Genomic DNA, 26,678 nt, shown 5'->3' on the forward strand with positions numbered 1-26,678 from the left:
TCAACCTCCCTGCATGGCGCGGACGATCTCGATGCGGTCGCCCTCGTTGACCGGGGTCTCATCCCAGTCCCGGCGGCGCAGCACCCGGCCGTTCAGCGCGATGGCGACGCCCTGCGGGCTCTCGATGCCGGTCTCTTCCGCTTCCTGGCGGAACAGAGCGTCCACGGTCTCGGCGTCGCGTTCGCGCGGTTCGCCGTTGATGAAGAGCTTCATGCCGAGGCCCTCCGGGGCTGGACCTGCGCGAACCGCGCCCGGGTGAAGGGACGGGCGACCTCGGGTAGCGCGCCCTCCGTCACCAGCTCGGCCACCGCATCCGCGGTGACGGGGGCGAGCAGATAGCCGTTGCGGTGATGGCCCGTGGCGGCGACGAGCCCAGGCGCCAGCGTGTCGATGATCGGCGCATCGTCGTCGGAGGTCGGCCGGTAGCCGCTCCAGACGGAAGCCACCTCCATCTCCTCGATCCCGGGCAGTACCCGGCGCGCACCTTCCAGCAGCGCGTAGAGGCCGCCCGCGGTCACGCCAGGGCGGAAGCCGCAATCCTCGACGGTGGCGCCGATGATGAGCTGGCCGTCGCTCTTCGGGGCCATATGGACCTGCTCGGTCCAGACCATCCGGGCGAGCGTGCCGGTCCGGGCGGTGGTGCGCAGGGCGAGCGACTGGCCCTTCAGGGGCCGCACGGGCAGCGATAGGGTATCCGGCAGCAGGCCGCCCTCCCCGCTCCAGGCGCCGGAGGCCAGGATCACGGCCCCGGCCTGCACGCGGTGCTCGCCGACGCGTAGACCCGTGACGCGATCCCCCGCCCAGTCGATGGCGCTCACCGGGGCGTGCTCGATCAACGTGACTCCGGCGCGCCGGCAGGCCTCCGCCAGGGCGGCCATCACGCGGCACGGATCGACCTGATGATCCAGCGGGCACTGGATTCCGGCGGTGACGGACGGGCGCAGCCCCGGCTCCAGGCGCCGGACCTCGCTGCCGGGCAGCCAGGTCGCGTCGAGCCCGGAACGGCGCTGGAGATTGTAGCGGAAGCGCAGGCGCTCGACTTCGTCGCGTCCGATGGCCAGGACCAGCGTGCCGTCCGCCCGGTAATCGATCGACAGGCCGGACTCGGCCTCCAGCGCATCGCGGAAGGCCGGCCAGCGCCGGAGCGAATCCAGGGCGAGCGGCAGCAGCGGGTCGGAGCCCGGCTCGTGCTCGGCGGCCGGCGCCAGCATGCCGGTGGCCGCGAGGCTCGCCCCCGCGCCGATTGTTTCCCGCTCCAGTACGGTGATGGAGCGGCCTGCGCGGGCGAGCCGCCACGCGATCGACAGCCCGATCAACCCGCCACCGACGATCGCGACGTCGGTCGCGTCAGGTAGGCGGGCCTGCTCGATCGCGACCGTGGGGCCGCGGCGTCGTCCGATCGGTGATAGGGGGCGGTCCAGGGACACGCGTCTCTCCACAGGGTTCCAACGTGGAGATCGGTCCGGAAGCTTCGACGAGAAGCTGTGGCCTACCCTGCGGGCGGCCGCGGTCCAATCCCTACGCCGGTATGAGCCGGATCAGGTTCGAAGGATTTCCGCGCCGCAGGTCCTGACGGACGTGCCAGCGGTTTCTCAGCCCCTTGCCGGGGATCTCCCTGGAACAGGATGAGATTTGGTCACCCGCGCCGTGCCGGTCAACCCCGATCCTGGTCGGCGGCGTCGGTGGAACCGACATTCGCCGGTTGCAGTCACCGCTCGGATACCAAGCCATGCGAATACCGGGTGTCGATCTGCGGCGGCGGATCGGCGGGCACCGACCCTTCATGGATCGCACCTCACACCGGCTCTATCGTCTCGATGGAGCAGGAGCCGTGCGCTCATTCGTGGTTGTCTGCACGATCGGCTTTCTGTCCGCTACGGCGTTTCAGAAGCTCAGGGAGCGGGCACACTCCGATCCGGTACCGCCCGCCGCCCCTGTGGCCGCTGGCCCTGCCGTTGACGGTGCCGTGGTGGGGGTCGCGCTGCAGGCCGGCCGCAATGGCCACTTCTTCGTGCGTGCGCTGATGGACGGCCGCATGCTGCCGATGATGGTCGATACCGGCGCAAGTTCCTGCGCCTTTTCCGAAGAGGATGCCGAGCGGATCGGGATCCGGCTGGAGCCGCGCGACTTCACGCGCGTCTGGAATACGGCCAACGGGACGGTCCCGGTTGCTCCGATCCGAGTCGCCGTGATGCAGGTCGGCTCGATCACCGTGCGCGATGTCGAGGCGGTGGTGATCCCGCGCGGACGGCTCGCCACGAGCCTGCTCGGCATGTCGTTTCTGAAGCGCCTGCGCGATTTCAGTGTCAGCGGCGGCACGATGACCTTGCGGGGCTGAGGGCCCCGATCCGCCGCATACAGCGCCGATCCGACGGCCGCGCCCATTCTTATAGCGATCAGGCTGACGTCCTCGGGCTCGCTGATCGCGGACGCAGGATTGTTCGTGGCCCCACGGCCAACGCACCTCTCGACGAGACACATCCCGCTCGGCAAACTACTCATTGTTCTATTGTTGATATTATCCAAGAATCCCGTTCAACAAACACGTCGCTGTCATATGCCGTAATATGAGGTGAATTCCCAAAAAACACGGCTGAACATCCCTGTTCTGCTCCCGTCCCATAATTGTGGTAAGCGTCTTTAGCGAGATTGAAGAATAGGTTCTGCTCCGTCGCACGTGAAGAGGTGGTCAATGTAATGAATAACTATGGTCAAACGATCTGTTTTATCGATGATAGTCAAGAATGAATCGGCCGTCCAGCGACTTGGCCCGATCCGCGCTCGCCAAACTGATCGACCCGGTCTGGGGATGCCAGCAATCCGCCTACAGCGCCGCGTTAACCCTGGAGTAGCTGCGCCGGAATGACGAGAACCACCGGGGCTCGTCGGAGAGCGGTGCGGAGCCGACGGGATGCGTGCGCCGTCGCATGGGGATCAACGGCGTGATCTGCGACAGATCGGCAGGACGGCTCAGGTTGACGCGCGCGGCCGCAGGAATTTCGGCCGGAACACCGCCATGGGCTCACGGAAACCGTCGAGTGCATGCTCGCCCAGCGGGATCGGGTCGCCCCACAGGAAGTCGACGAATGGCTTCGACATCAACAGCGGCTCGCCGAGGGTCCGATTGAGCTGCGCCAGCCGGCTGGCGAGGTTCACGTCCCGCCCGATCACCGTGAAGTCGAGCCGGGAGCCCGAGCCCACATTGCCGTAAGCTGCCTCGCCGTGGTGGAGCGCGATGCCGGCCGCCACCGGCACCGGGAATTGATGCAGCGCGTTGGCCTCGTCGAGGGCCGCCAGGGCGAGCTGTGCCGCCGTCAGCGCACCCTTGGCGGCGCCGCCGAGATCGTCGCCGGACTCGCGGAAGATCGCCAGCAGGCCGTCGCCCAGATACTTCAGCACCTCGCCGCCCTCCCGCTCGATCGGCGGCACCAGGCAATCGAAGAACACGTTGAGCAGGCCCACCACCTCCTCGGGCGTCATGTCGGCCGAGGTGCGGGTGTAGTCGCGCATATCGGCGAACAGGATCGCCGAGCGGATTCGCGTCACCTGTCCACGGCGAATATCACCGGCCAGGATCGCCCGGTGTGGCTCGTCGCCGACATAGAGCCGCAGCACGTGGTCGAGCTGCTTGTTGAGGACACGCATCTCCATCACGGCCGCGAGCGCCGGCATGACGAAACGCAGGATCGCGATGTCGTCGTCGCGAAACCCCTCCGGGGCCCGGGTCGCGAAGGTGATGCCGTTCTTGGTGCCGTTGGTGAAGAACAGGGGCGCCACGACATAGGCGGTGTAGCCACCGGCTTTCAGGTCCGGGATGATCGCGTACGCATCGTCCGGGGTCTCGGCCAAGTCGAGGATCAGCCATTCTCCGGTCTCGTGGACCGTGTGGAACGGGCTGTTGAGATAGGCATCCGTCGACCGGGCGCCGTGCGGGAACAGGCGCACGGTGGTGCCGCCGTCCCGGGTCCAGATCCGGCCAACCCCGGCATATTCGGAATGCAGGGTGTCAATCGCCGTCGAGGCGCGGTCCACCGGCACGCCGACGGCGATCAGCCGCTCGGCCAAGCCGGCGAGCATGTCCTCGGCGTTCGGCATCCGCGCCGCCTCGCCGAGCAGCCAGTCGCGGATGCCGACAGAGGGCTGGATCGACCCGAACGGGACGTCATCGGCTTCGGAGCCGTCCGCGAAGGCCGTCGGCGCTCCGGGCGTTTGCGAGCGGCGTTCGAGCATGGCGCCAGTGTCATGCCGCGCGGCGGCGCGGTCGAAGGGCAGGCGCCGCGGCCCGTGCCGCGGCGGGGGCTTAGTTGTCCAGGAAGCTCCTGAGCTTCCGGCTGCGCGAGGGGTGCTTCAGCTTGCGCAGAGCTTTCGCCTCGATCTGGCGGATGCGCTCGCGGGTCACCGAGAACTGTTGGCCGACCTCCTCGAGGGTGTGGTCGGTGTTCATGCCGATGCCGAAGCGCATGCGCAGCACGCGTTCCTCGCGGGGCGTGAGCGAGGCCAGCACCCGCGTGGTGGTCTCACGCAGGTTCGACTGGATCGCCGCGTCGATCGGCAGGACGACGTTCTTGTCCTCGATGAAATCGCCGAGGTGGCTGTCCTCCTCGTCGCCGATCGGCGTCTCGAGGGAGATCGGCTCCTTGGCGATCTTCAGGACCTTGCGGACCTTCTCCAGCGGCATGGCCAGCTTCTCGGCCAGCTCCTCCGGGGTCGGCTCGCGGCCGATCTCGTGCAGCATCTGGCGCGACGTGCGGACGATCTTGTTGATCGTCTCGATCATGTGCACCGGGATGCGGATCGTGCGCGCCTGATCGGCGATCGAGCGGGTGATCGCCTGCCGGATCCACCACGTGGCGTAAGTCGAGAACTTGTAGCCGCGCCGGTACTCGAACTTGTCCACGGCCTTCATCAGGCCGATGTTGCCCTCCTGGATCAAGTCCAGGAACTGCAGGCCGCGGTTCGTGTACTTCTTGGCGATCGAGATCACGAGGCGCAGGTTCGCCTCGATCATCTCCTTCTTGGCCTGCCGAGCCTCGCGCTCGCCCTTCTGGACCATGTTGACGATGCGGCGGTACTCGCCGATCTCCAGGCCCGTCTCGGAGGCGAGGTCCAGGATCTGCGCGCGCAGCTCCGTCACCTGCTTCGAGCCCTTCTCAACCAGGTTCTTCCAGCCCTTGCCGCCCAGCGTGCCGACCCGCGCCATCCAGTTCGGATCAAGCTCGTAGCCCTGGTAGTGACGCAGGAACTCGTCGCGGGCGACCCCGTGGCTCTCGGCGAAGCGCATCAGCCGGCCCTCGTGGCCGATCAGCTGCTTGTTGATCGAGTAGAGCTGGCCGACCAGCGCCTCGATACGGTTGTTGTTGAGCGAGAGGGACTTCACATCGGCGACGACGATGTCCTTCAACTCGGCTTGCTTCTGGTCCTGAGCCGGGGTGTTCTGCCCGCCTGCGGCCTTACGCTCGGTCCCCTCTGTCTGGAACTTGCGCAGCTTCCGGTAATTCGCGGCGATCGCGTCGAAGGTCTCCAGGACCCGCGGCTTGATCTCCGCCTCCATGGCGGCCAGCGACACGTTGTTCTCGAGATCATCCTCGTCGTCGCCGCCCTCCGGAGGCGCCGGCGGCTCGCCGTCTTCGGATTCCTCGCCCTCGGCGAGTTGCGGCGCGTTCTTGCCGTCCGGGCCGGCGTAGGTCGCCTCAAGATCGATGATGTCGCGCAGGAGGACCTTGCCCTCGACGAGCTCGTCCCGCCAGATGATGATCGCCTGGAAGGTCAGCGGACTCTCGCAGAGGCCCGCGATCATCGCCTCGCGGCCGGCCTCGATGCGCTTGGCGATCGCGATCTCGCCCTCGCGCGACAGCAGCTCCACCGAGCCCATCTCGCGCAGGTACATGCGCACCGGATCGTCGGTGCGGTCGGTCGGCTCCTTGGTGGTGGTAGCGACCGCGACTGCGCGCGTCGGCGCGACCTCAGCGACCTCGCCGCCCTCGGCCTCCTCCTCCTCGCCCTCGGCCGCCTTCTCGCCGGCGGCGGCCTCGTCGGTCTCCTCGGCCTCCACGACGTTGATGCCCATCTCGGAGAGCTGCGACAGCACGTCCTCGAGCTGGTCCGGATCGGACTGGCCCTCGGGCAGAACCTCGTTGACCTCCTCATAGGTCACATAGCCGCGCTTCTTGGCGAGCTTCACCATCCGCTTGACCGAAGCATCCGTCAGGTCGAGGAGCGGCCCGTCGGTCTGCTGCTCGGGGGCAGCGTCCGTCTCGTCCCGTTCCGTTGCCTTCGTCGCCATGATCAGCCTATTGTTTCGTGGGCGGCGCGCTGCGGAGGCCCGGGAGGGGCCGCTCCACGCCATCGGCGCCGCGGTATCGGATAGGCGCCGAATCGCTTCGTCGCCTTGAGTCGTCGGGTTCCGTATGCAAGCCTGAGGCTTGACCGATTGTTAACTATGGCGGGCTGCCCCCCATCGCCACCGCCAGCCCACACCGCCATGACACAGCCGTCAGGCGGCCGTCGAGTCGCTCGACACCGGCTGTTCGGCTTCAGCCTCGGCGGCGATGACGGTCTCCAGCCTCGCCTTCACTTCGCAGAGCCATGCCCATCCGGCATCGGTCGGATCGTTCTCAAACGCCTGCCGTGCTTCGCGAAGTTCGCTATGTAGCGCTCCTGCCTGCCGGTGCAAGATCATCGCCTGTCTGAGCGCGTCTGCGCGCTGCGCCGGATCGGCATGCGGCGCGACGGTATTGCGGTCCCGCGAGCGGGCCAACGCGAGGATGCGCTCTGCGGCGGGCTTCAGTCCGGCGCGGGTGATGCGATTGTGCAACACCTCCGGATCTGTGCGCTCATCCTCGGCCGCGCAGGCCAGCAGGATCGACAGGAGCGCCTTGGCATCCGGATCCTCGAAGTCCAGCTCGGCGATCTCTTCGGCGAACTCGGCGAGCATCTCGGGCTGCACCAGCAGCGTGCCGACGATCACCGCCTCGCGCACCGGTGCGGCGCCGGTGAAGCCCACCGAAGCGGTCACCGACGCGCTCGGACCGCCGGTGATGCGGGGCGAGACCGGCTCGCCGGGCCTGACGAATCGGGATCGGCCGCGCGCCGCGACCGGTCCCGCGGGTCGTCCGGCGCGTGGCGACAGGCTGCGCAGCCGCTCTTCGATGTCGTCCCGGTAATAGCGTCGCACGGTTTCGTCGCGGATCGTGGCGACGGTGGTGCGCAGGGTCTGGGTCAGGCCGGCGCGCCGTTCGGGCGTATCGACCGGCCCCGCCTCGATGGCCCGTCGCCACAGCAATTCCGAGAGCGGCAGCGCCGCCTCGAGCACCTGATCGATCGCCCCGGGGCCGCCGGATCGCAGCAGGTCGTCGGGATCCTGCCCGCCGGGCAGCAGCGCGATCCGCAGGGACCGACCAGGTTCGAGGAGCGGCAGCGCGATGTCGAGCGCCCGGAAGGCCGCTCGCTGGCCGGCCTTATCGCCGTCGAAGCAGAGGATCGGCTCGTCGGCATGACGCCAGAGCAGGCCGAGCTGGTCCTCGGTGAGGGCGGTGCCGAGCGGCGCCACGGTCTCGGGATGGCCGGCGAGCGTCATGGCGATGACATCGACATAGCCCTCGACCGCGATGATCGAGCCGCGATCATGCGCGGCCTTCCGGGCGCCGTGCAGGTTGTAGAGCGTCCGACCCTTGTGGAAGAGCGGCGTTTCGGGTGAGTTCAGGTACTTGGCGCGCACGTCCTTCGAGAGCGCCCGCCCGCCGAAGGCCACGACCCGGCCGCGGGTGTCGGTGATCGGGAACATCACCCGGTCGCGAAAATAATCGTACGGGACCGAGACGCCCTCCCCGGCCGCCAGCAGACCCATCTCGATCATCAGATCCTTGTCGACGCCCTGCCCGGCCAGATGATCGCGCAGGGCGTAGCGATCGTTCGGGGCGTAGCCCAGGCGGAAGGCCTGCTGGGTCTGGCGGGTCAGCGCCCGCCGCTCGAGATAGGCACGGGCTTCGCTGCCCTGGTTCGACAGCAGCCGCTCCTCGAACCAGCGTGCGGCCATCTCCATGACCTCGATCGCGCCCGCGCGCTTCTGTTCGCTGGCCCGGTTGTCCTCGGTGGGCGCGGGCAGGCTGACGCCCGCCTCACTGGCCAGCCGCTCGACTGCCTCGGGGAAGCTCAGGCCCTCCGTCTCCATCAGGAAGGTGAAGATGTCGCCGTGCTTGGAGGAGGAGAAGCAGTGATAGAACTGCTTCTGGTCGTTCACATAAAAGGACGGGGTCTTCTCGGCGTTGAACGGCGACAGGCCGCGCCACTCCCGGCCGGCCTTCTTGAGCTGGACCCGCCGCCCGACCACGGAGGAGGCCGGCAGCCGGGCACGGATCTCTTCCAGAATGTGGGGCGGATAGCGCACGGGGCCTGGGAGGGTTTGCGGGGCCGCCGATTATAGCGCGCCGAACACCACAGAGTCCTGATCGTTGTCCCCGCCGCATCCCGGATCGGGGATTGCGGGGACAGCGTGACCGCGTTCGCTCAGCCCTTCGCGGCGAGCGCCGCCTTCACCAGCCCGCTCGCCTTGCCGAAATCCATCCGGCCGGCATAGGCGCCCTTCAGGGCGGCGATCACCTTGCCCATGTCCTTCGGGCCGGCGGCGCCGGTCTCGGCGATCGCCGCGTCGATCGCCGCCTGCGTCTCGGCCTCGTCCATCTGCTTCGGCAGGAAGCTCTCGATGATGGCGATCTCGGCGCGCTCGTTGGCGGCGAGTTCCGGGCGACCGCCCTGCTCGTAGACGTTGGCCGATTCGGTGCGCTGCTTGATCATCTTCTGGAGCAACGACAGGATCTCGTCCTCGGAGATCGGGTCCTTGCCGTTGCCGCGGGCCTCGATGTCCCGGTCCTTGAGGGCGGCCTGGATCATCCGGACGGTCGCGAGCCGCTCCTTGTCGCCGGCCTTCATGGCCTCCTTCATCTCGGTGGTGAGGCGCGCGCGCAGCATGGGGATGAACCTTCTTTCGGTCGAAACGGTGAGGCTGGCCTGCGATTTGCGGATCTGCCTTGTGATAAGCAGACGTTGAGCCCTGCGGAGGGCGGAGCCACATTGACCCCATCGCGGGCCGCTCGCTAAGAGCGCCGCACACGATCATGCCGCAAGCCGAGAGCGCCGCAACCCGGCGCCCGCCTTCGGCCGGACATAAGCGAGACTCGCCCCATGCTGCAAGACGCCGCCGCGCCCGCCCCCGACGCCACGGCGCCCGAGCCGTGGGCCGAGCCCGTCGCCACGGCCCTGCTGGTCCTGGCCGACGGCACGATCCTGGAGGGTTTTGGCATCGGCCAGACCGGCATCGCCGACGGCGAAGTCTGCTTCAACACGGCGATGACCGGCTATCAGGAGATCCTGACCGACCCGTCCTACGCCGGGCAGATCGTCACCTTCACCTTCCCGCATATCGGCAATGTCGGCACCAACGACGAGGATCTGGAGAGCCTCGAGGCGGCCCCCGCCTCGGGCGTGCGCGGCACCGTGATCGCCTCGGCGGTGACGAAGCCCTCGAACTGGCGCTCCTCCTCCCACCTCGACGGCTGGCTTAAGGCCCGCGGCATCGTGGGCATCACGGGCGTCGACACTCGGGCGCTCACCGCCCGGATCCGCGACCAGGGCATGCCGAACGCCGTGATCGCCAACGATCCCGACGGCAAATTCGACCGCGCGGCCCTGAAGGCCCGGGCGGCAGCGCTGGCGCCGATGGAAGGGCTCGACCTCGTGCCGCCGGTGACCAGCCGGGCAACGTCCGAATGGTCGGAGACCGTCTGGGCGCTGGGCAACGGCTACGGCAAGCGCGCCTCCGGCAAGGGCCTGAAGGTCGTGGCGATCGATTACGGCGTGAAGCGCAACATCCTGCGGCTGCTGGCCCAGGCCGGCTGCGACGTCACCGTGGTGCCGGCCACCACGACGGCCGAGGACATCCTGGCGCTGAAGCCGGACGGTGTGTTCCTGTCGAACGGACCTGGCGATCCGGCTGCGACCGGCGCCTACGCGGTCCCGGTAATCCGCAAGCTGCTCGACGCGAAGGTGCCGACCTTCGGCATCTGCCTGGGGCACCAGCTCATGGGCTTGGCGCTGGGCGGCCGGACCGTGAAGATGGGCCAGGGCCACCACGGCGCGAACCACCCGGTGAAGGACAAGACCACCGGCAAGGTCGAGATCGTCTCGATGAACCACGGCTTCGCGGTGGATCCGGCGAGCCTGCCGGAGACCGCAGTCGAAACCCACGTCTCGCTGTTCGACGGTTCGAATTGCGGCCTGACGCTCATCGACCGGCCGGCCTTCTCGGTGCAGCACCACCCGGAGGCCTCGCCGGGCCCGCGCGACAGCCACTACCTGTTCGAGCGGTTCGTGACGCTGATGCGCTCGGGTGAGCCGGAGCAAGCGGCGAAAGCCTGATCGGTTCCCGGCGCGATCCCAATCGGGCCCCGCTGGGGCCATAAAAACTGCTGAATCTGCCGGCTTTAAGAGATCCATGACGGCCATGAGCGGCGGCGCATCCGCGCCCGCCGCCACCGGCTCCGTCGAAGGGGAATGCCGGATGACCATCGACGAGGCGCGCGACGACTTCTCCCGCCTGCACCGCACCTTCACGTTCCATCTCGGCGTTGCCGTGGGCCTGTCCTGGCTGACCGCCCTCACCGCCGCGTTTTACGCGCCGTGGGTGCGCAACATCCGCGCGCTGATCGACCCGTCCGCCGGCCTCGACCGTGTCGAGAGCACGGTCTCCTACCTCTTCGCCCTGCCGGCCGTCCTCGCCCTGGCCTGGGTGTCCGTGTATTTCGGCCGCGAGGCCCTGCGCCGCGCGCAGACGCTCTCGAACGTCGCCGTCGAGTTCGCCGCCGCAGCCCTGGTGGCCTTCGGGGTGTTCTACCTATCGATCGACCGGGCCGTGGCGGCGCTCTACGCGAGCTTCTGAACCGGGGCGGCGTCTGCCGCCCCGAATGGGCTACTGTACTTTCTCGAACAGCGGCTCGAAGCGCTTGGCAGCGAGTTTGCCGTGCTGGACCGCCCTGGCGGCCTCTAGGTTCGCCGGCTTGTCGCCGACTTGGATCAGCCCGACCATGCCCATGATGTAGTGCGGCGCGCATTTGAAGCCGTAGAGGCCGGGCTTGTCGAAGGTCACGGTCTCCTCCTTGCCCACCACGGTCTTGAAGGCCGGTGCCCCCTCGGGGGCCATGCCCTTGATGAGTTCCGCGTTGTGGCCCTTGTCAGCCGGGACGAACCGGATCGTGTCGCCCGGCTGAATCTTCACGAAGGCGGGATCGAAGACCATCATCCCGCCGGGGCCGCTGTTCAACGTCTTCACGACGGTCTCCGCGGCGTTCGCCCCCAAGATCGAGCCGATCAGCAGCGCCGCGGCTCCCATGCTTCCCCAGATCATCGTCAGTCTCGAATTATTGTCATATCGATCGACGGAAGTGACGATCGTTTTAGCCTTATGGATCGCATCTAAGGCCGGCAAGCGTTCAGTTGATTTGCGGATAAACTTAGAAAATCTCTAGAACTACCTGCGGATGGCGGCGATGCCCGTCCTGTGCGCGCGGGCGTTGCGCCTGTGCCCGGCCTTCCAAAGCGCGGAAGGCCCGTGTAAACGCGGGGCTCAACGATAATCCCGCCACGCGCGTCCGGGCGCAGGGTACTGGCCCTGCCCGATCGGGCGCGCTTGGCCTGACAAGGCCGAAGATGCCCAAACGCACCGACATCTCCTCGATCCTGATCATCGGTGCGGGTCCGATCATCATCGGACAGGCCTGCGAGTTCGATTATTCCGGAACCCAGGCTTGCAAGGCGCTCCGGGAGGAGGGCTACCGGATCGTCCTGGTCAATTCGAACCCCGCCACGATCATGACCGATCCGGACATGGCGGATGCGACCTATGTCGAGCCGATCACGCCGGAGATCGTCGCCAAGATCATCGAGAAGGAGCGCCCGGACGCGATCCTGCCGACCATGGGCGGCCAGACGGCGCTGAACTGCGCGCTCTCGCTGCAGAAGATGGGCGTGCTCGCCCAGTACGGCGTGCAGATGATCGGCGCCACCGCCGAGGCGATCGACAAGGCCGAAGATCGCAGCCTGTTCCGCGACGCCATGACCAAGATCGGGCTCGATACCCCGAAATCGGCCCTGGCCAACGCCTCCGCGGCCAAGAAGGCGGATCGCGAGAAATACCTTGCCGAGGTCGCACGCATCGAGGCCGCCAACGCGGATCCTGAGGCGCGCCGGGTTGCGCTGGCCGCCTTCGAGAAGAGCTGGATGGCCGGCGAGAGCGAGCGGCGGAAGCGCTACGGCGAGCACGCCATCGGGCAGGCTCTGATCGCGCTGGCCGAGGTCGGCCTGCCGGCGATCATCCGCCCCTCCTTCACCATGGGCGGCACCGGCGGCGGCATCGCCTACAACCGCGAGGAATTCCTCGACATCGTCGAGCGCGGCATCGACGCCTCGCCGACCAACGAGGTGCTGATCGAGGAGAGCGTGCTCGGCTGGAAGGAGTACGAGATGGAGGTCGTTCGCGATAAGAACGACAACTGCATCATCGTCTGCTCCATCGAGAACATCGACCCGATGGGCGTCCATACCGGTGACTCGATCACCGTCGCCCCGGCGCTGACGCTCACCGACAAGGAGTATCAGGTGATGCGCGATGCATCGCTGGCGGTGCTCCGCGAGATCGGCGTCGAGACCGGCGGCTCGAACGTGCAGTTCGCGATCAACCCCGAGAACGGGCGGATGATCGTGATCGAGATGAACCCGCGCGTCTCGCGCTCCTCGGCGCTCGCCTCGAAGGCCACCGGCTTCCCGATCGCCAAGGTCGCCGCCAAGCTCGCGGTCGGCTACACGCTCGACGAGATCGCCAACGACATCACCGGCGGCGCGACCCCGGCCTCGTTCGAGCCGACGATCGACTACGTCGTCACCAAGATCCCGCGCTTCGCCTTCGAAAAGTTCCCGGGCGCCGAGCCGACGCTGACCACCGCCATGAAGTCGGTGGGCGAGGCCATGGCGATCGGCCGCTGCTTCGCGGAATCGCTGCAGAAGGCGCTCCGCTCGCTGGAGACCGGCCTCACTGGGCTCGACGACATCGAGATCGAGGGGCTCGGCAAGGGCGACGACCACAACGCCATCAAGGCGGCGATCGGCACCCCAACCCCGGACCGGCTCCTGAAGGTTGCGCAGGCCCTGCGGCTGGGCGTCAGCCACGAGCAGGTCTACGCCTCCTGCAAGATCGATCCGTGGTTCCTGGAGCAGCTTCAGGCGATCATCGATCTGGAGAACCGCGTGAAGGCCCATGGCCTGCCGGGCACGCCGGGCGCCTTCCGCCAGCTCAAGGCCGCCGGCTTCTCGGATGCGCGCCTCGCGGTTCTGGCCGGCCTTGAGGAGGCCGAGGTGCGGGCTAAGCGCCGGGCGCTCTCGGTGCGGCCGGTGTTCAAGCGGATCGACACCTGCGCGGCCGAGTTCAAGTCGCCCACGGCCTACATGTACTCGACCTATGTGGCCCCCTACGCCGGTACGGTCGTGGACGAGGCAGAGCCCTCGGATCGCAAGAAGGTCGTGATCCTCGGCGGTGGCCCGAACCGGATCGGCCAGGGCATCGAGTTCGACTATTGCTGCTGCCACGCCTGCTTCGCGCTGTCGGATGCTGGCTACGAGACCATCATGGTCAACTGCAACCCGGAGACGGTCTCGACCGACTACGACACCTCGGACCGGCTCTATTTCGAGCCGCTGACCGCCGAGGACGTGCTGGAGATCATCGAGACCGAGCGGCAGGCCGGCACCCTGCACGGGGTGATCGTGCAGTTCGGCGGCCAGACTCCGCTGAAGCTCGCCCGGGCGCTCGAATCCGCCGGCGTGCCGATCCTCGGCACCTCGCCCGACGCGATCGACCTCGCCGAGGATCGCGACCAGTTCAAGCGCCTCCTCGACAAGCTCGGGATGAAGCAGCCGAAGAACGGCATCGCCTATTCGGTTGAGCAGAGCCGGCTGGTCGCGGCCGATCTCGGCCTGCCCTTCGTGGTGCGGCCGAGCTACGTGCTCGGCGGCCGCGCCATGGCGATCATCCGCGACGAGACGCAATTCGCCGACTACCTGCTCGACACGCTGCCGAGCCTGATTCCCTCCGAGGTCAAGGCCCGCTACCCGAACGACAAGACCGGCCAGATCAACACGGTTCTGGGCAAGAACCCGCTCCTGTTCGACCGCTACCTGTCGGACGCGGTCGAGGTCGATGTCGACGCGGTCTGCGACGGCAAGGACGTGTTCATCGCCGGCATCATGGAGCACATCGAGGAGGCCGGCATCCATTCCGGCGACTCGGCCTGCTCGCTGCCGCCGCGCTCGCTCTCGCCCGAGACCATGGCCGAACTGGAGCGGCAGACGAAGGCGATGGCGCTGGCGCTCAATGTCGTCGGCCTGATGAACGTGCAGTACGCCATCAAGGATGGCCTCATCTACGTGCTGGAGGTGAACCCCCGCGCCTCACGCACGGTGCCGTTCGTCGCCAAGGTCATCGGCGAGCCGATCGCCAAGATCGCCGCGCGGGTCATGGCGGGCGAGCCGCTGGCGACCTTCGGCCTGAAGCCGAAGATCCTGCCGCACATCGCGGTGAAGGAAGCGGTGTTCCCCTTCGCGCGCTTCCCCGGCGTCGACGTGCTGCTCGGGCCGGAGATGCGCTCCACCGGCGAGGTGATCGGGCTCGATGCGAGCTTCGGCGTCGCCTTCGCCAAGAGCCAGCTCGGCTCAGGGACGCAGGTGCCGAAGGCCGGCAGCGTGTTCGTCTCGGTGCGGGATGCCGACAAGGCGCGCATCCTGCCGACCATGAAGCTGCTGTCCGATCTCGGCTTCACCATCCTGGCGACCGGCGGCACCCAGCGCTACCTCGTCGAGAACGGTGTCCCGGCCGAGCGGATCAACAAGGTTCTCGAGGGCCGGCCGCACGTGGTCGATGCCATCAAGAACGGCGGCATCCACCTCGTCCTCAACACGACTGAGGGTGCGGGGGCTCTTTCGGACTCGCGTTCGCTTCGGCGCGCCGCCCTCTTGCATAAGGTGCCTTATTACACCACTCTAGCCGGCGCAGTGGCCGCGGCCGAGGGGATCAAGGCCTACTTAGAAGGCGATCTCAAGGTCCGCGCGTTGCAGGAATACTTCGCGGCCTGAGCCTCAGGGTTCCGCTGACTTCATTTCGTGGCCCGGAGGGAGTGCTACACTCTCGGCCGGGCCTCTTCATTGTGGCGCGAGACGATGGCGATAGACAAGGTTCCGATCACGGTGCGCGGCTTCGCAGCCCTCGAAGAGGAGCTGAAACACCGCCAGCAGGTGGAGCGTCAGCGCATCATCCAGGCGATCGCCGAGGCGCGGGCGCTGGGCGACCTGTCGGAGAACGCCGAGTACCATGCCGCCAAAGAGGCGCAGTCCCACAACGAGGGCCGCGTCATGGAATTGGAGAGCATGATCGCGCGCGCCGAGATCATCGACGTCACCAAGCTCTCGGGCAGCAAGATCAAGTTCGGCGCCACCGTGAAACTCGTCGATGAGGACACGGAGGAGGAGAAGACTTACCAGATCGTGGGCGAGCCGGAGGCCGATGTGCGCTCGGGCCGGGTCTCGATCACCTCCCCGATCGCCCGCGCGCTGATCGGCAAGGGAGTCGGCGACACCGTCGAGGTGACGACGCCGGGCGGCGGCAAGTCCTACGAGGTCGTCGCCGTCCGGTATGGTGGCTGAGGGTATGCGTTTGCGCTTCTCGGGCCGGCTTGCCGGGCTGATCCTGCTCGCCGCCGCGGGGTCCGCGGCGGCGGATGATTTTCCGCCGACGGCGCAGTTCTCCGACATCCGCGTCGATGTGCGACCCCTGCGCGACAAGGGCGCCGGCCTGCAGGCGGAGGCGCTGGCGGCCGATTTGACCGAGGCCCTGCGCAAGAACTTCTCGGATCGGATCGGCGGACGCGGGCCACGCCTCATCGTCGTGGTGAGCGGCCTCTCGCTGCGGCCCTATGCCGGCAGCGGCGCGCGGCCCGGCCTGGGCGGTAATTTCCAGACCGATTACCTGGAAGGCGAGGCGCTGCTCGTCGGGGCCAAGGGCCAGATCCTCGGCCGGCACCCGCAGATGACCGCGACGCCGTCAAGCTACGGTGGCGCGTGGTACGATCCGCAATTCGAGGGGCGCCGGCTGGCGGCGATCGCCGACATCTACGCTCAGTGGCTCGCGCGGGATCTGCCGCGGGATTGATGCGCCCCCAGCCGCCTTCGGCCCGCGACCGCGACAGCAGGCTATCTGCCGCGGTCGGAAGTCAGCCCGCGGCGAAGCGTTTCCGGTGAGGAGCATGGAAAGTATCGACGTGACGGCGGCGAAACCCGCCCTGCGCAACCGCCCGGACGCGCGATCCGAACCCCTCCCCGAACTCGCCCACGCCCGCGCCTGGATCGTCACGGACGGCAAGGCTGGCGACGAGAACCAGTGCGTCGGCATCGCCGAGACGCTGGGCCTCGCTTTCGAGATCCGGCAGGTGCCAGCCTCCGGGCCGTTCGGCTGGATGGCGCCCTGGGGACCGATCGACCCGCGCGAGGGCCCACGGCGCCGCGCCGGCGCCCTGTCCGGACCCTATCCCGACATCCTGATCGCCTCGGGACGCCGGTCCGTGCCCTATCTGCGGGCCGTGCGGCGCGCCACCGGCGGCCGCACCTTCACGGCCTTTCTCAAGGATCCGCGTACCGGCGAGGACAGCGCCGACTTCATCTGGGTGCCGGATTACGACGACCTGCGTGGGCCCAACGTGTTCACGACGCTGACGGCGCCCCATCTCGTGACCGCGGCGCGCCTCGCGGCGGCCCGCGCCCGGCCCGATCCGCGCCTCGCCCGCCTCGACGGGCCGCGTGTGGCCGTGCTCGTCGGCGGCGACAGCCGGCATCTGAGCTACCGCAAGACCGATATGATCCGCCTCGTCGGCGACCTGCGGAACCTGGTGGAGCAGGGCTGCCGGCTCATGGTGACGATTTCCCGCCGGACCCCCGATCCGCTCCGAAACGCCGTGAGGGCGCTGACCTCCGAGACCGGCGGCTTTCTCTGGGACGGGAGCGGAGAGAATCCCTATGTGGGCATGCTGGCGCTGGCCGAGGCGATCGTGGTCACCTCGGACTCGGCCAACATGGTGAGCGAGGCCGTCGCCACCGGCGCGCCGGTCCTGCTGTTCGATCTGCCGCGTACCTATATCCGGCATCGGCGGATGTTCGCCGGGTTGGCGATCGCCGGAGCGCTCCGGCCCTTTACGGGTCAGTTGGTAGACCTGTCGTACAAGCCCATCGATGCGACGCCGGTGATCGCCGGGGCGCTCGCGAACGCTTATGCTGCGCACCGCACGGCCGACCGCGCCTGAGGAGACCCAGAGATGGCCCACACCCACGCGAAGCTGGTGATCATCGGCTCGGGGCCCGCCGGTTACACGGCGGCGATCTACGCGGCCCGTGCCATGGTGGAGCCGCTGCTGATCTCGGGCTTCCAGCCGGGCGGCCAGCTCATGATCACCACGGATGTCGAGAACTATGCGGGCTTCGCCGAGGCGATCCAGGGGCCCTGGTTGATGGAGCAGATGCGACTCCAGGCCGAGCATGTCGGCACCCGGATCGTCTCCGAGTACATCACGAAGGTCGATCTCAAGCAGCGGCCGTTCCGGCTGGAGGCCGATTCGGGCGAGACCTATTCCTGCGACGCGCTGATCATCGCCACCGGCGCCCAGGCCAAGTGGCTCGGGATCCCCTCCGAGGCGACCTTCCAGGGTGGCGGTGTCTCGGCCTGCGCGACCTGCGACGGGTTCTTCTTCCGCGGCAAGGAGGTCGTGGTGGTCGGCGGCGGCAACACTGCTGTCGAGGAGGCCCTGTACCTCGCCAACATCGCCAGCAAGGTGACCGTCGTCCACCGCCGGGACGCGTTCCGGGCCGAGCGGATCCTGCAGGAGCGCCTGTTCAAGCACCCGAATGTCGAGGTTCTGTGGCACCGGGAAATCGCGGAGATCTGCGGCGTGCAGAAGCCCGCCCCGACCGTCACCCATGTCCGGCTCAAGGATCCCCGCTCCGGCGCGATCAGTGAGGTGAAGGCTGACGGCGTGTTCGTCGCGATCGGACACCAGCCAGCTACGGCGATCTTCGAGGGTCAGCTTCCCATGCGCCACGGTGGCTACCTCAGCGTGAAGCCCGGTACCACCGAGACCGACATCCCGGGGGTCTTCGAGGTGTTCTCTGAACCAGGGGAGCCCCGGATGCGTGTGTATTCGAATGCCCCGGCTGCGAACGACGACCTCCCGACGGCTGCCCTAGAAGCTGCAGCTTAGAGCACCTTCAAGGCATCACCGTCTCCCCCAACTCCGAGTTCGCCATGACCACGCACAAGACGAAGGTCCTCATCATCGGGGCCGGGCCGGCCGGCTACACCGCGGGCATCTATGCCGCGCGCGCCAACATGAAGCCCATCCTCGTCACGGGCATCCAGCCCGGCGGCCAACTGACCATCACCACGGACGTCGAGAACTACCCGGGCTTCGCGACGGCGGTCCAAGGACCCGACCTGATGGAGCAGATGCGGGCCCAGGCCGAGCACGTCGGCACGCAGATCATCCTCGACACCATCGTGTCGGTCGATCTGTCGAAGCGCCCCTTCGTCGCGCAGGGCGACGGCGGCGACACCTACGTCGCGGATACCCTGATCGCCGCCACGGGAGCCCAGGCCCGCTGGCTCGGCCTACCGTCCGAGATGGAATTCAACGGGGCCGGCGTCTCCGCCTGCGCGACCTGCGACGGCTTCTTCTACCGGGGCAAGGAGGTCGTCGTCGTCGGCGGCGGCAACACCGCGGTCGAGGAGGCCCTGTACCTGGCCAACCTCGCCTCGAAGGTCACCGTCGTGCACCGGCGCGACCGCTTCCGCGCGGAGCCGATCCTGCAGGACCGCCTGTTCGCCAACCCCAAGATCGAGGTCATCTGGAACCATTCGGTGGACGAGATCCTCGGCAAGCGCGAGCCCGTCAAGTCGATGACCGGCGTCAGGCTCCGGGACGTCGCGGGCGGCGGGACGCGGGAGGTCAAGGCCGACGGCCTCTTCGTCGCCATCGGGCACGACCCCGCCACGAAGCTCTTCACCGGGCAGCTCGAACTGCTGGAGGGTGGCTACATCAAGATCGTGCCGGGCACGACGCGCACGAACGTGGAGGGTGTCTACGCGGCGGGCGATTGCGCCGAATTCGTCTATCGCCAGGCGGTGGTGGCCGCCGGTATGGGCTGCATGGCCGCGCTTGAGGCCGAGAAGTTCCTCGCCGAGCACTCGCCGGACCCGAAGGTGCGGACCGAGGAGTTGCGCGAGCCCGAGATGATCGGCGCCTACGACTGAGCGGCGGGATGAGCCAGCCGCGCATCCGTAAGCGCGACTTCGCCGGGGTCGCGGCACTCGGCTTCGACCCCGTGGAGGTCGAGGCCCTCGCGCGAAAATGGGGCGAGGGCGAGTGCGCCGCCCTCGCGGCACGGATGCACGAGTGGACCGGTTGGCGGGTGCTCCAACTCGGGCGCAAGGGAACTTGGCCGGTCCACTGGTGCGTCGAGCGGCCGGACCGGGCCCTGGTCGACGCCTTCGGTGTCTTCCCCGACCCCATCGGCCGGTCGCTCGTGGCGATACGGTGCGAGCGCGACGTCGGCGAGTGGACGTGCTGCCCGCCCGAGTCCCTGTGCGCGATGATGGACGATGATGACCGGCGTGAGATCGACGCCGCCCTGGACACGGCGTGGTTCGAGGCCGTGTTCCCAAGGGCGTCCAGGCGGGACGCGCCCATCGCCTATCCCAATCCCGAACAGGAGTGACAGGCTCGCCACCGCGCAATGCCCACGACGTCGCACCGCCCCAGCCTGCGGGAGGCTAAGGGGCTTCGCCCCTCGCGCGCGCCAGGGTCCGCGGCTTCGCCGCCGAGGGGGCGGGTATCCCCGGCCTTCCGCGCCTATGGCTTGTGCAGGCCGGGCGATCCCCCTCCCGCCCCCTCGCCCTGGCACTTGCTACCCCCGTCCTCGCCGGACAGGCAGGGGTGCTGGGACAGCACCCCTGCCTCCACGTGCCAATCGCTTTCCGTCGTGCGACGTCACCGGCTCCCGGCCATTGCGCTGTCGCGACGCAGGTCGGTGGGCCGATCAAGGGCCGGTAAAGCGTGCCCGCCGATCAGCCGCGCGTTCCCGGGAAGGTCACGACGTTCCCGTCCACCCGGCGTGTCAGGCGGCGTTCCTCGACGAGTTCCATCCCGGTCTCGACCTCGACGGCGACGGCCCCGAGGAGATTGTCCAGGTCTTCGGGCGGGAGCAGCCGGGACAAGCGGACCAACCCCACGATGACCTCGGCGATGCGAGCATCGACATCCTCATGCATGGGGGACTCCCTCGGCGGTCGTCGCGTCGTCCACGGGCGATGCCGGGGTTTCCGCGATGATCGCGCGGACCTCGTTCCCGCCGAGGACGCGGCGCTCGACGAGGCGGTCGGCGACGCGTTCGATCCTTCCCATGTTTTCACGGACCAGACGGACGGTCAGGGCATAGACCCGGTCGAGATCGCGCCGGACCTCGTCCCGGAAAACGACGTCGGTCCGGAGCAGCGCCTGCACCTCCGTACGGTCCCCGCGGTACAGGAGGGAACCCGCCAGCCCCCACGAAGCCCTCTTGGACGCCAGCAGGTTGGTTGCGGCCGCGAGGTCGCTGGACTGCCCGCCCCCGGAACCGGACGTCGGCTCGCCCCAGAGCTCGTCGGCCGCCCTGCCGGCGAGTTGCGTCAACGCCAGGGCGTCGATCTGGGCCAGCGTCATCATTGTGGGATGGCGGAGCCGTAAGGTCGCGCTACCGGCAAACGACCCGCGTTCGACGATGGTCACGACATCCACCGTCGAGGATGCGGTGACTTCCCCGAGCACGGCATGGCTGGCCTCGTGGCGGGAAATCGCCCGGACGATCTCGGGCGGGCGCGTTTCCGGCGGGCAGACCTGCCGGATGAGGTCGTCCATCGTGACCGGGCGGCACGCGGCCTGGGCGGCCGCCCGGGCAGCCCCGACCCACCCGGCGACGTCGGCCCCGGTAGCGCCGACGCCAAGGATGCCGAGCGGCGTCATGTCGGCGCCGGCGGGCGCATCGTCTCCGAGATGCTGACCGAGGATCCCGACGATGGCCTCCGCGTCCGGCAGCCCGATCCGGAGCACGCGGTTGAGACGGCCCGGACGCACAAGTGCCGGGTCGAGCCTCTCGGGGTAGTTCGTCGCGGCCACCAGGATCAGGTTCGCGCTTGAGGAAGCCGCAGACTGAATTTCCTGCAACAAGCACCCGATCACGGGGCTCCAAAAATCCCTATATCTCGGGTCTACGCTATCACGCGACGGAACGCCGTCGATTTCGTCAATGAAGAGCACTGCAGGACCGTTTGCAGATGCCTCCTGGAACGTAGAAGTGATAGCCTTTACTACGTCGCCCAGATAACCTGAGCCGTTCACGAACCAAGCCGATGCGCTGGTAACGTGCAAGTTAAGCTTCAAACTCTTGGCTAAACTGACCGCGAAACTGCTCTTGCCAGTGCCGGGCGGGCCACCCAACACGACCGCGCGGTCACCCTTGACGGCGTCCGACCAGGGAATGCCCTTTGAGCGCCAGTCCTCGACCGCGGCCGCGAGGGCCAAACCCCATTCCTTGGCCTCGCCGTAGCCGTGCGTCAGCGCCAAGGGCGGGGCGTCGCTCGTCGCAACCACGGCCCGCTTGGCCTCCACCATCGCGGCGAGCCGCCTCGCGCAAGCCCCGGCGGTCGAGTTGCGGCGGATCGCCGAGCAGACGTCGAGGAAGCCCAAGCCGGCCAGGGGCGGGAGCTTCCTGGCGCGACTACCGGTGACCAGCGCGATGACCGTCCTGACCGCGGCCGGCGTAGGCGCGCCCAGGGTCAGGCGGATGTCCGCGCCGGCGTTGAGGTTCGAGGGCAGGTAGCGGGCCGGTGCCGGTGAGACGCCGGCCACGTTGCCGCCGCTTCCCAGGATGCCGGCGACCTTGTCTCCACCGTTATCTGGTCTGTCCTGGCTCTTGCTCCCGCCCCAGCGCTGGAAAATATCGGAGAAGACCCCGGCGGCACGGAGTGCGTCGGCGACCGGCGCGACCATTTCGGAATGGGCGACCTCGACCACCACCGCGAGGCCGTTGCGCGCCTGGATGGCTGCCAGGTCGCGATCCGACAGGGCCTCCATCAGCAGGGCGGTCGCGAGCATGCGCGGGACGGAGTTGGCGTTAAGGAAGGCGGCGTGGTCGTCGGCCTTCGATGAGAGGTCGACTTCCTCGACGCGAAAACCGGGTTCGTCGGGGAACCGGCCCTCATCGGCCTGGCGGGCGACACGGAGGGCATGGTCGAGAAGCGAGAAGGAGGAATTCTTCCTGGAACTGGTCATGGCGGCCTCCGGAACGGGGCCGCCGCGCGCATCCATGGCGCGCCGGTCAGGCCCCTCGGGGTTTCTCGGATCGGGTGAGGCAGGGCATGGCCGGCGGCCCCGGGAGGCGGCCGGCGGTGCGCGATATGCCTTTCAGGCGGTCGGGCATGGGGTGCTCCTTAGATGTCAGGGCTGCGGGTTCAGTCGCGCTCGCCGGGGTCCCACCCGTCGAAGTCGACGCGACGGGCCGTTGCCGAGACCCTGATGCCGGGGCCTGCCGGGGTGGTCCGCTCCCGCAGGCGCAGGGCCTGCCGCTCGGACTCCTCCATGGCGGCCCTGCCGAGGGCGACGAGCACGGCTGCGACGATGCGCGTGAAGCCCGTTTCGCCATAGACGGCATGGCAGCCACTAAGCCGCTTGAAGATTTCCCCGATTTGGCGGGCGGGGTCCTCGGTGTCCGGCGGAGGCGCGGCGAAGGACTGGGAAGGCGTGCGGGCTGGCGCGGCGTCGGCGTCGACGATGTCTGACAAGGCGGCCTCCATCGGGGCCGCCGGACGACACGCGTCGGTTAGGCCCCCTGCTGGGCGTGAAGGGAAAGCGTGGTCCGGCGGGCTGCCGGCGGCGCTATCCGTATGAGGCGCAGGGGATGGGACACTATGGTCTCGCGCTCGGACGGGGTCTGTCCAGGGATGAAACAAACTGGCAACCGATACCGGCGGCGTCAAGCCGATAGGCCCAACACAGCAACATTCACGCCTGTCCGAGGCGGGTGCTTGTGGATGGCCGTCGTCGTTGATGCCACGGCCGGCGGTCGTCGCGACCGGGGAGCTATTCGTTGGCCCAGAACTCGAAGCCGATCCGATAGGTCGACATCAGGTAGCCGCTCACGGCTCCGAGGATCGGAAGGTGCTTCACGTCGGCCTTCGATCTCCGGTACCCAGGCTGCACCACGACGACCTTGAAGCGCGTGGTGAAGTCGCGCCTGTTGGTCAGCCAATCGTCGATCAGGGCGCGACCGCCGATTTCGATGCGGGTTCCGCCGCTCGCGCGGCGGTTTTCCTCCTGCCGCCGTATCTGGTGCAGGAACCTGCTGCGCGGGTCGGCCCAGCGAACCGACTTCATCGCTTGGCCGCAAACCGGGTAGAGGTCGTCCACCCGGGCTCCCGCCGTAGGCTTCATCGAATACTTGCAGTGGTACAATTCGACGTCGAGCGTCCGCCCCTGGCGCCTGACCGCGACGACGTCGGCGACCTCGCCCGATCCGTCCCCATCGAAGATCAGCTCGTAGGGCACCGGGCTCGCCTTCAGACGCTCGATGACGGCGTGCTGGATGCTGGTCGGGTCCCGGCCAGGCCCTTGCGATTCCTTTTGCAGGTCCACTCCGGTCCAGTCGAGCGCCTTCATGAGCGCGAGGTCGAAGAACGGGACGTCGTCACCGGGGGACTCCGCCAGGTCCGCCCCGATAAGCGTGGCCCCGTCCGTGAACCTCACCGTGACCGGGTCCTCACGAAACAGGTCCGTGATCGACCTTTCCCGTTCGCCGCGCCTGACCCGGACGGGTTGGCCGACCTGGCCGAACACCGCCGAACCCTCGCGGATGTCGAGGGTGAAGCGAGCCTCGCGCGCCTCGGTGGCAACTCGGAAGGCGATGGGTCCGGTGGGTTCGTGACCGGTCAACTCGATGTCGCAATCCGCCAGCGGAACGGCATGACCGTCGAACAGGAGCTCCACTCGCTCCTCGTCGCCCTGGAGGACGCTTTCCGGCCATTCGACCGAGATCGGGACCTTGCCGTCCGGGCGGACCTGTTGCCGCCTCGGCCGCAGCACGTTCCGGAGCACCATCTCGGTGGTGATGGTCTCGTCGACGATCTTGGGGCCGACCTGACGGCACCAGTCGACCCATTCGCCGGGGTGCACCGTGGCGTCCTGAGACCAGACCTTACCCTTTGTGGAGCATCCGATGCTCCTCTTGGCGGGCTCGACCAGGTCGTCGTCCTCGTCCGGGAATACGGGTTCGTCCAGGAAACCGGTGCCGAAGAGGTTGGTCTTTACCCTGGTCCGGTTGTCGGTCATCCTCTCCAACTGCTCGGTGATGTCGATGCCCGCCGAGAGCTGGAACCGCACGGGCTTCGCGTCGGTCTCCTTGACCCCCAGGTTCGTCAGCATCACCCGCCGGAAGCCGTGGAGGACGCGGAAGACGTCTTCGCCCCCTAGCGGCACAACGTCCGGGCCGGCCAGGAGCTTGGCGATCTCGTGCTGGATGCCCTCCACGGTCGAACTATGGACGTAGAGGAGGCCCCGGTCGGCATCCCAGTGCGCCATGATGAGGTTGTAGACGACGTTCGTCGGGCTGATGACCCGCGCCCATCGCAACTTGTCCTCGTGCCGCGTCACCATCATCACCAGCGACAACTCGGGTTGGACGACGGGCTCCTCGACGACGAGGACCCTCCCGCGTTCGAGCTTGGTCAGGGCGTGCGGCTCCCATCGGTCGCATTTCGTCCGGAAGACGAACGTGCTCAGCCGCGGGGCTATCGCCTCCTCGGGGATGTGGTCGAACCTGTTGTCCAGGCCGATGTAGAAGGCCTCCCTCCGCCTCTGGCGCTCCGTCTTGTAGGCGCTGCGCAACTGCAGCAGATGGTTCCAGTCGGCGTCCTCCCGGTAGAGGGCGTTGAGCCATTCCCTCGGGTCCTTCAGGGAGACTGCGGCGATCACGGTCGCCTCGCCAAGGCCCTTCTGGCTTCGCGTGAACCTCCCGATGAACTGGAGGGTGATGGTTTCGCTGGCTTGCCGGTCGTGGAGGCCGGCGATCTTGAGCCGGGGCAGGTCGAAGCCCTCGCCGAGCATATCGACGCACACGACGATCCTGATCCTTCGCTCCCGCAGGTCTTCCAGGACGGCGGCGCGCTCGTTCGGGCGCATCTTGCTGTGAACGAGGGCCGAGGGATACTCGGGCAGCCGCTCCCTGTAGAGTTCGAGGAGGGCTTGGGCCCGGGCGATGGTATCCGTGCGGGCCATCGCCAGGTGGACGAACCCTTCCGCATCGTCACGGGCCAGCGCCGCCCCGACGTGCCCGACGATAGCGAGGTCGGCTCGGTCCTGCCGGTTTTCGAAGATGGGCTCGTAGTTCACCTTCGTGAACAGCCTGTCCTCCTGGGCCCGGCGCAGGGGGTAGGCGAAGATGAACTTGCCGTCGACGCGGCGATTGTCGTTCCGATAGGGCGTGGCCGTGAATTGAAGGATGCTGCGCTTCTTCTGGGTGAACCGGCCCTTGAGCGCCTTCCAGGTGTCCGCCCCGATGTGATGCGCCTCGTCAACGAATAGGTGGGTGACGAGTTCGGCGACCCTGACCTGGATGTCCGCGTCCAGGCGCGACATGGATGCCATGGTCGTGACGACCACCTGGGCCCGCAGGAACAGCGCCTCGGCGTCGGCGATCGTCGTCGGTGCCTTCTTCATGACGGCGACCACCGGATACGCGGCGTCCGCGCTCAAGCAGCCGGTCCGTTTGAGTACCCCGAAATCCGCGAACTTGCCGGCGACCTGGGTCCGCAGGGCGTCGGTCGGGACCACCACCAGCAGTCTCTCAATCGGCTCAGAGACGAGCAAGGCCAACATGGTCTCGGTCTTTCCGCTGCCGGTTGGCATGACCAGCGTCGCGGGTTCGTTCGAGACGATCCAGTGTGCCTTGACCGCATGGACGGCCCCAATCTGGGGAGGCCTGAAACCGGGCGAGACCAGTTCATCGCCATCGTATTTCTCAGGGACGAGGCGCAACGCGTCGACCCAGGTCTCGCGGATCTCGCGGTGGACGTCGGAGCACGCGGCCGTGGTGTCCTTGCCGGGGTCCTGCGGACGGGCGCCATGCCACCTCGTCCCAGCACGCCGAAGGGCGCCCTCTATCTCGCCGTATCCCGCGATATCGCCGACGACGACCCCCTTGGCACAGTCCTTCGGCTTCTGCAGCGACCGTGGAAGAAGGGCTATCCTCTGCCCATTCGACGCGTCGCCGACGTACATGCGCCGCCCTCGTACCTGTCTCTCGACGCAGCGCATCGAGCAGGCGAAGGGTGGGGCCCGCAACTGTGAGACCAAGTTGCCGACCACCCGGCCGTGCCGGATGTACTCCGCGGGAAGACGACCCTCGACATCATGCGCGAAAAGATCGAGCATCCTGTGCCGCCCCCTCGGCGACCTGGAATCGCTGGCGTTGCGAAGAGGTGAATCCCCCGGGACGGCCCCATCGTCGAGCAT

Annotated in this window: 21 protein-coding genes and 1 riboswitch; of the genes, 10 read left to right on the forward strand and 11 right to left on the reverse strand. The window is 67.9% G+C overall.

Features of this window, described 5'->3' with window-relative positions; genetic code table 11:
• On the reverse strand, positions 1–213 hold the full coding sequence (gene thiS / locus BLQ49_RS03655) for a sulfur carrier protein ThiS (RefSeq protein WP_091713397.1): 213 nt from the start codon (positions 211–213) through the stop codon (positions 1–3).
• Positions 210–1,427 (reverse strand): glycine oxidase ThiO, encoded by a 1,218-nt coding sequence (thiO, locus tag BLQ49_RS03660; protein WP_091713398.1) that lies wholly within the window; start codon positions 1,425–1,427, stop codon positions 210–212. The genes thiS and thiO overlap by 4 nt, the downstream gene beginning before the upstream one ends.
• 70 nt (positions 1,428–1,497) lie before the next feature.
• Positions 1,498–1,626, reverse strand: a riboswitch (TPP riboswitch).
• On the opposite strand from thiO, the gene BLQ49_RS03665 reads away from it, so the two are divergent.
• Positions 1,601–2,338: a retropepsin-like aspartic protease family protein gene (locus BLQ49_RS03665; protein ID WP_244507419.1), complete on the forward strand. Its 738-nt coding sequence runs from the start codon at positions 1,601–1,603 to the stop codon at positions 2,336–2,338. (Overlaps the previous riboswitch by 26 nt.)
• A gap of 632 nt (positions 2,339–2,970) precedes the next feature.
• Here the strand turns inward: BLQ49_RS03665 and BLQ49_RS03670 are convergent.
• The 4 genes from BLQ49_RS03670 to BLQ49_RS03685 form a co-directional block, all read right to left on the reverse strand.
• The gene (locus tag BLQ49_RS03670) at positions 2,971–4,230 is read right to left on the reverse strand and encodes an adenylate/guanylate cyclase domain-containing protein (RefSeq protein ID WP_091713400.1); all 1,260 of its coding nucleotides are present in this window, start codon (positions 4,228–4,230) and stop codon (positions 2,971–2,973) included.
• Between the two features lie 70 nt (positions 4,231–4,300).
• A complete protein-coding gene (rpoD, locus tag BLQ49_RS03675; protein ID WP_091713402.1) occupies positions 4,301–6,283 on the reverse strand; it encodes an RNA polymerase sigma factor RpoD in 1,983 nt (660 codons plus the stop codon).
• 210 nt (positions 6,284–6,493) lie between these two features.
• Entirely contained in the window at positions 6,494–8,386 is a 1,893-nt protein-coding gene (gene dnaG, locus BLQ49_RS03680; protein ID WP_091713403.1) for a DNA primase, read from the reverse strand.
• Positions 8,387–8,505: 119 nt separating this feature from the next.
• The gene (locus BLQ49_RS03685; RefSeq protein WP_091713405.1) at positions 8,506–8,967 is read right to left on the reverse strand and encodes a GatB/YqeY domain-containing protein; all 462 of its coding nucleotides are present in this window, start codon (positions 8,965–8,967) and stop codon (positions 8,506–8,508) included.
• Positions 8,968–9,180: 213 nt separating this feature from the next.
• Here BLQ49_RS03685 and carA point away from each other — a divergent pair, with 213 nt between their 5' ends.
• Both carA and BLQ49_RS03695 read left to right on the forward strand, forming a co-directional pair.
• On the forward strand, positions 9,181–10,413 hold the full coding sequence (carA, locus tag BLQ49_RS03690) for a glutamine-hydrolyzing carbamoyl-phosphate synthase small subunit (RefSeq protein ID WP_091713407.1): 1,233 nt from the start codon (positions 9,181–9,183) through the stop codon (positions 10,411–10,413).
• Positions 10,414–10,555: 142 nt separating this feature from the next.
• Positions 10,556–10,933 (forward strand): hypothetical protein, encoded by a 378-nt coding sequence (locus BLQ49_RS03695; protein ID WP_091713892.1) that lies wholly within the window; start codon positions 10,556–10,558, stop codon positions 10,931–10,933.
• A gap of 30 nt (positions 10,934–10,963) precedes the next feature.
• Here BLQ49_RS03695 and BLQ49_RS03700 read toward each other — a convergent pair whose 3' ends face one another.
• Positions 10,964–11,398, reverse strand: coding sequence for a pseudoazurin (locus tag BLQ49_RS03700; RefSeq protein ID WP_091713409.1), 435 nt, complete (start codon positions 11,396–11,398; stop codon positions 10,964–10,966).
• 302 nt (positions 11,399–11,700) lie between these two features.
• On the opposite strand from BLQ49_RS03700, the gene carB reads away from it, so the two are divergent.
• The 7 genes from carB (at position 11,701) to BLQ49_RS03735 (ending at position 19,854) form a co-directional block, all read left to right on the forward strand.
• A complete protein-coding gene (carB, locus tag BLQ49_RS03705) occupies positions 11,701–15,174 on the forward strand; it encodes a carbamoyl-phosphate synthase large subunit (protein ID WP_091713410.1) in 3,474 nt (1,157 codons plus the stop codon).
• A gap of 90 nt (positions 15,175–15,264) precedes the next feature.
• Positions 15,265–15,741, forward strand: a complete 477-nt coding sequence (greA, locus tag BLQ49_RS03710; protein ID WP_208859009.1) for a transcription elongation factor GreA — start codon at positions 15,265–15,267, stop codon at positions 15,739–15,741.
• A 4-nt stretch (positions 15,742–15,745) separates the two neighbouring features.
• On the forward strand, positions 15,746–16,246 hold the full coding sequence (locus BLQ49_RS03715) for a hypothetical protein (RefSeq protein ID WP_091713413.1): 501 nt from the start codon (positions 15,746–15,748) through the stop codon (positions 16,244–16,246).
• 94 nt (positions 16,247–16,340) lie between these two features.
• The gene (locus tag BLQ49_RS03720; protein WP_091713415.1) at positions 16,341–17,390 is read left to right on the forward strand and encodes a mitochondrial fission ELM1 family protein; all 1,050 of its coding nucleotides are present in this window, start codon (positions 16,341–16,343) and stop codon (positions 17,388–17,390) included.
• A 12-nt stretch (positions 17,391–17,402) separates the two neighbouring features.
• Positions 17,403–18,341, forward strand: a complete 939-nt coding sequence (gene trxB / locus BLQ49_RS03725) for a thioredoxin-disulfide reductase (RefSeq protein WP_091713416.1) — start codon at positions 17,403–17,405, stop codon at positions 18,339–18,341.
• A gap of 44 nt (positions 18,342–18,385) precedes the next feature.
• Positions 18,386–19,390, forward strand: a complete 1,005-nt coding sequence (trxB, locus tag BLQ49_RS03730; RefSeq protein WP_091713418.1) for a thioredoxin-disulfide reductase — start codon at positions 18,386–18,388, stop codon at positions 19,388–19,390.
• A gap of 8 nt (positions 19,391–19,398) precedes the next feature.
• Positions 19,399–19,854 carry a hypothetical protein gene (locus BLQ49_RS03735; RefSeq protein WP_091713420.1) on the forward strand — a complete coding sequence of 152 codons (456 nt, stop codon included), beginning with the start codon at positions 19,399–19,401 and terminating at the stop codon, positions 19,852–19,854.
• A 349-nt stretch (positions 19,855–20,203) separates the two neighbouring features.
• On the opposite strand, the gene BLQ49_RS03740 is transcribed toward BLQ49_RS03735, so the two are convergent.
• The 4 genes from BLQ49_RS03740 to BLQ49_RS03755 form a co-directional block, all read right to left on the reverse strand.
• Entirely contained in the window at positions 20,204–20,407 is a 204-nt protein-coding gene (locus BLQ49_RS03740; RefSeq protein WP_091713421.1) for a hypothetical protein, read from the reverse strand.
• The gene (locus BLQ49_RS03745; RefSeq protein ID WP_167627615.1) at positions 20,400–22,445 is read right to left on the reverse strand and encodes an AAA family ATPase; all 2,046 of its coding nucleotides are present in this window, start codon (positions 22,443–22,445) and stop codon (positions 20,400–20,402) included. The genes BLQ49_RS03740 and BLQ49_RS03745 overlap by 8 nt, the downstream gene beginning before the upstream one ends.
• A 179-nt stretch (positions 22,446–22,624) precedes the next feature.
• Positions 22,625–22,954, reverse strand: coding sequence for a hypothetical protein (locus tag BLQ49_RS03750; protein ID WP_244507420.1), 330 nt, complete (start codon positions 22,952–22,954; stop codon positions 22,625–22,627).
• A gap of 298 nt (positions 22,955–23,252) precedes the next feature.
• Positions 23,253–26,597 (reverse strand): DEAD/DEAH box helicase, encoded by a 3,345-nt coding sequence (locus BLQ49_RS03755; RefSeq protein ID WP_167627616.1) that lies wholly within the window; start codon positions 26,595–26,597, stop codon positions 23,253–23,255.
• Positions 26,598–26,678: the final 81 nt, after the last annotated feature.

The organism is Methylobacterium phyllostachyos (assembly GCF_900103445.1).
Lineage (GTDB): Bacteria > Pseudomonadota > Alphaproteobacteria > Rhizobiales > Beijerinckiaceae > Methylobacterium > Methylobacterium phyllostachyos.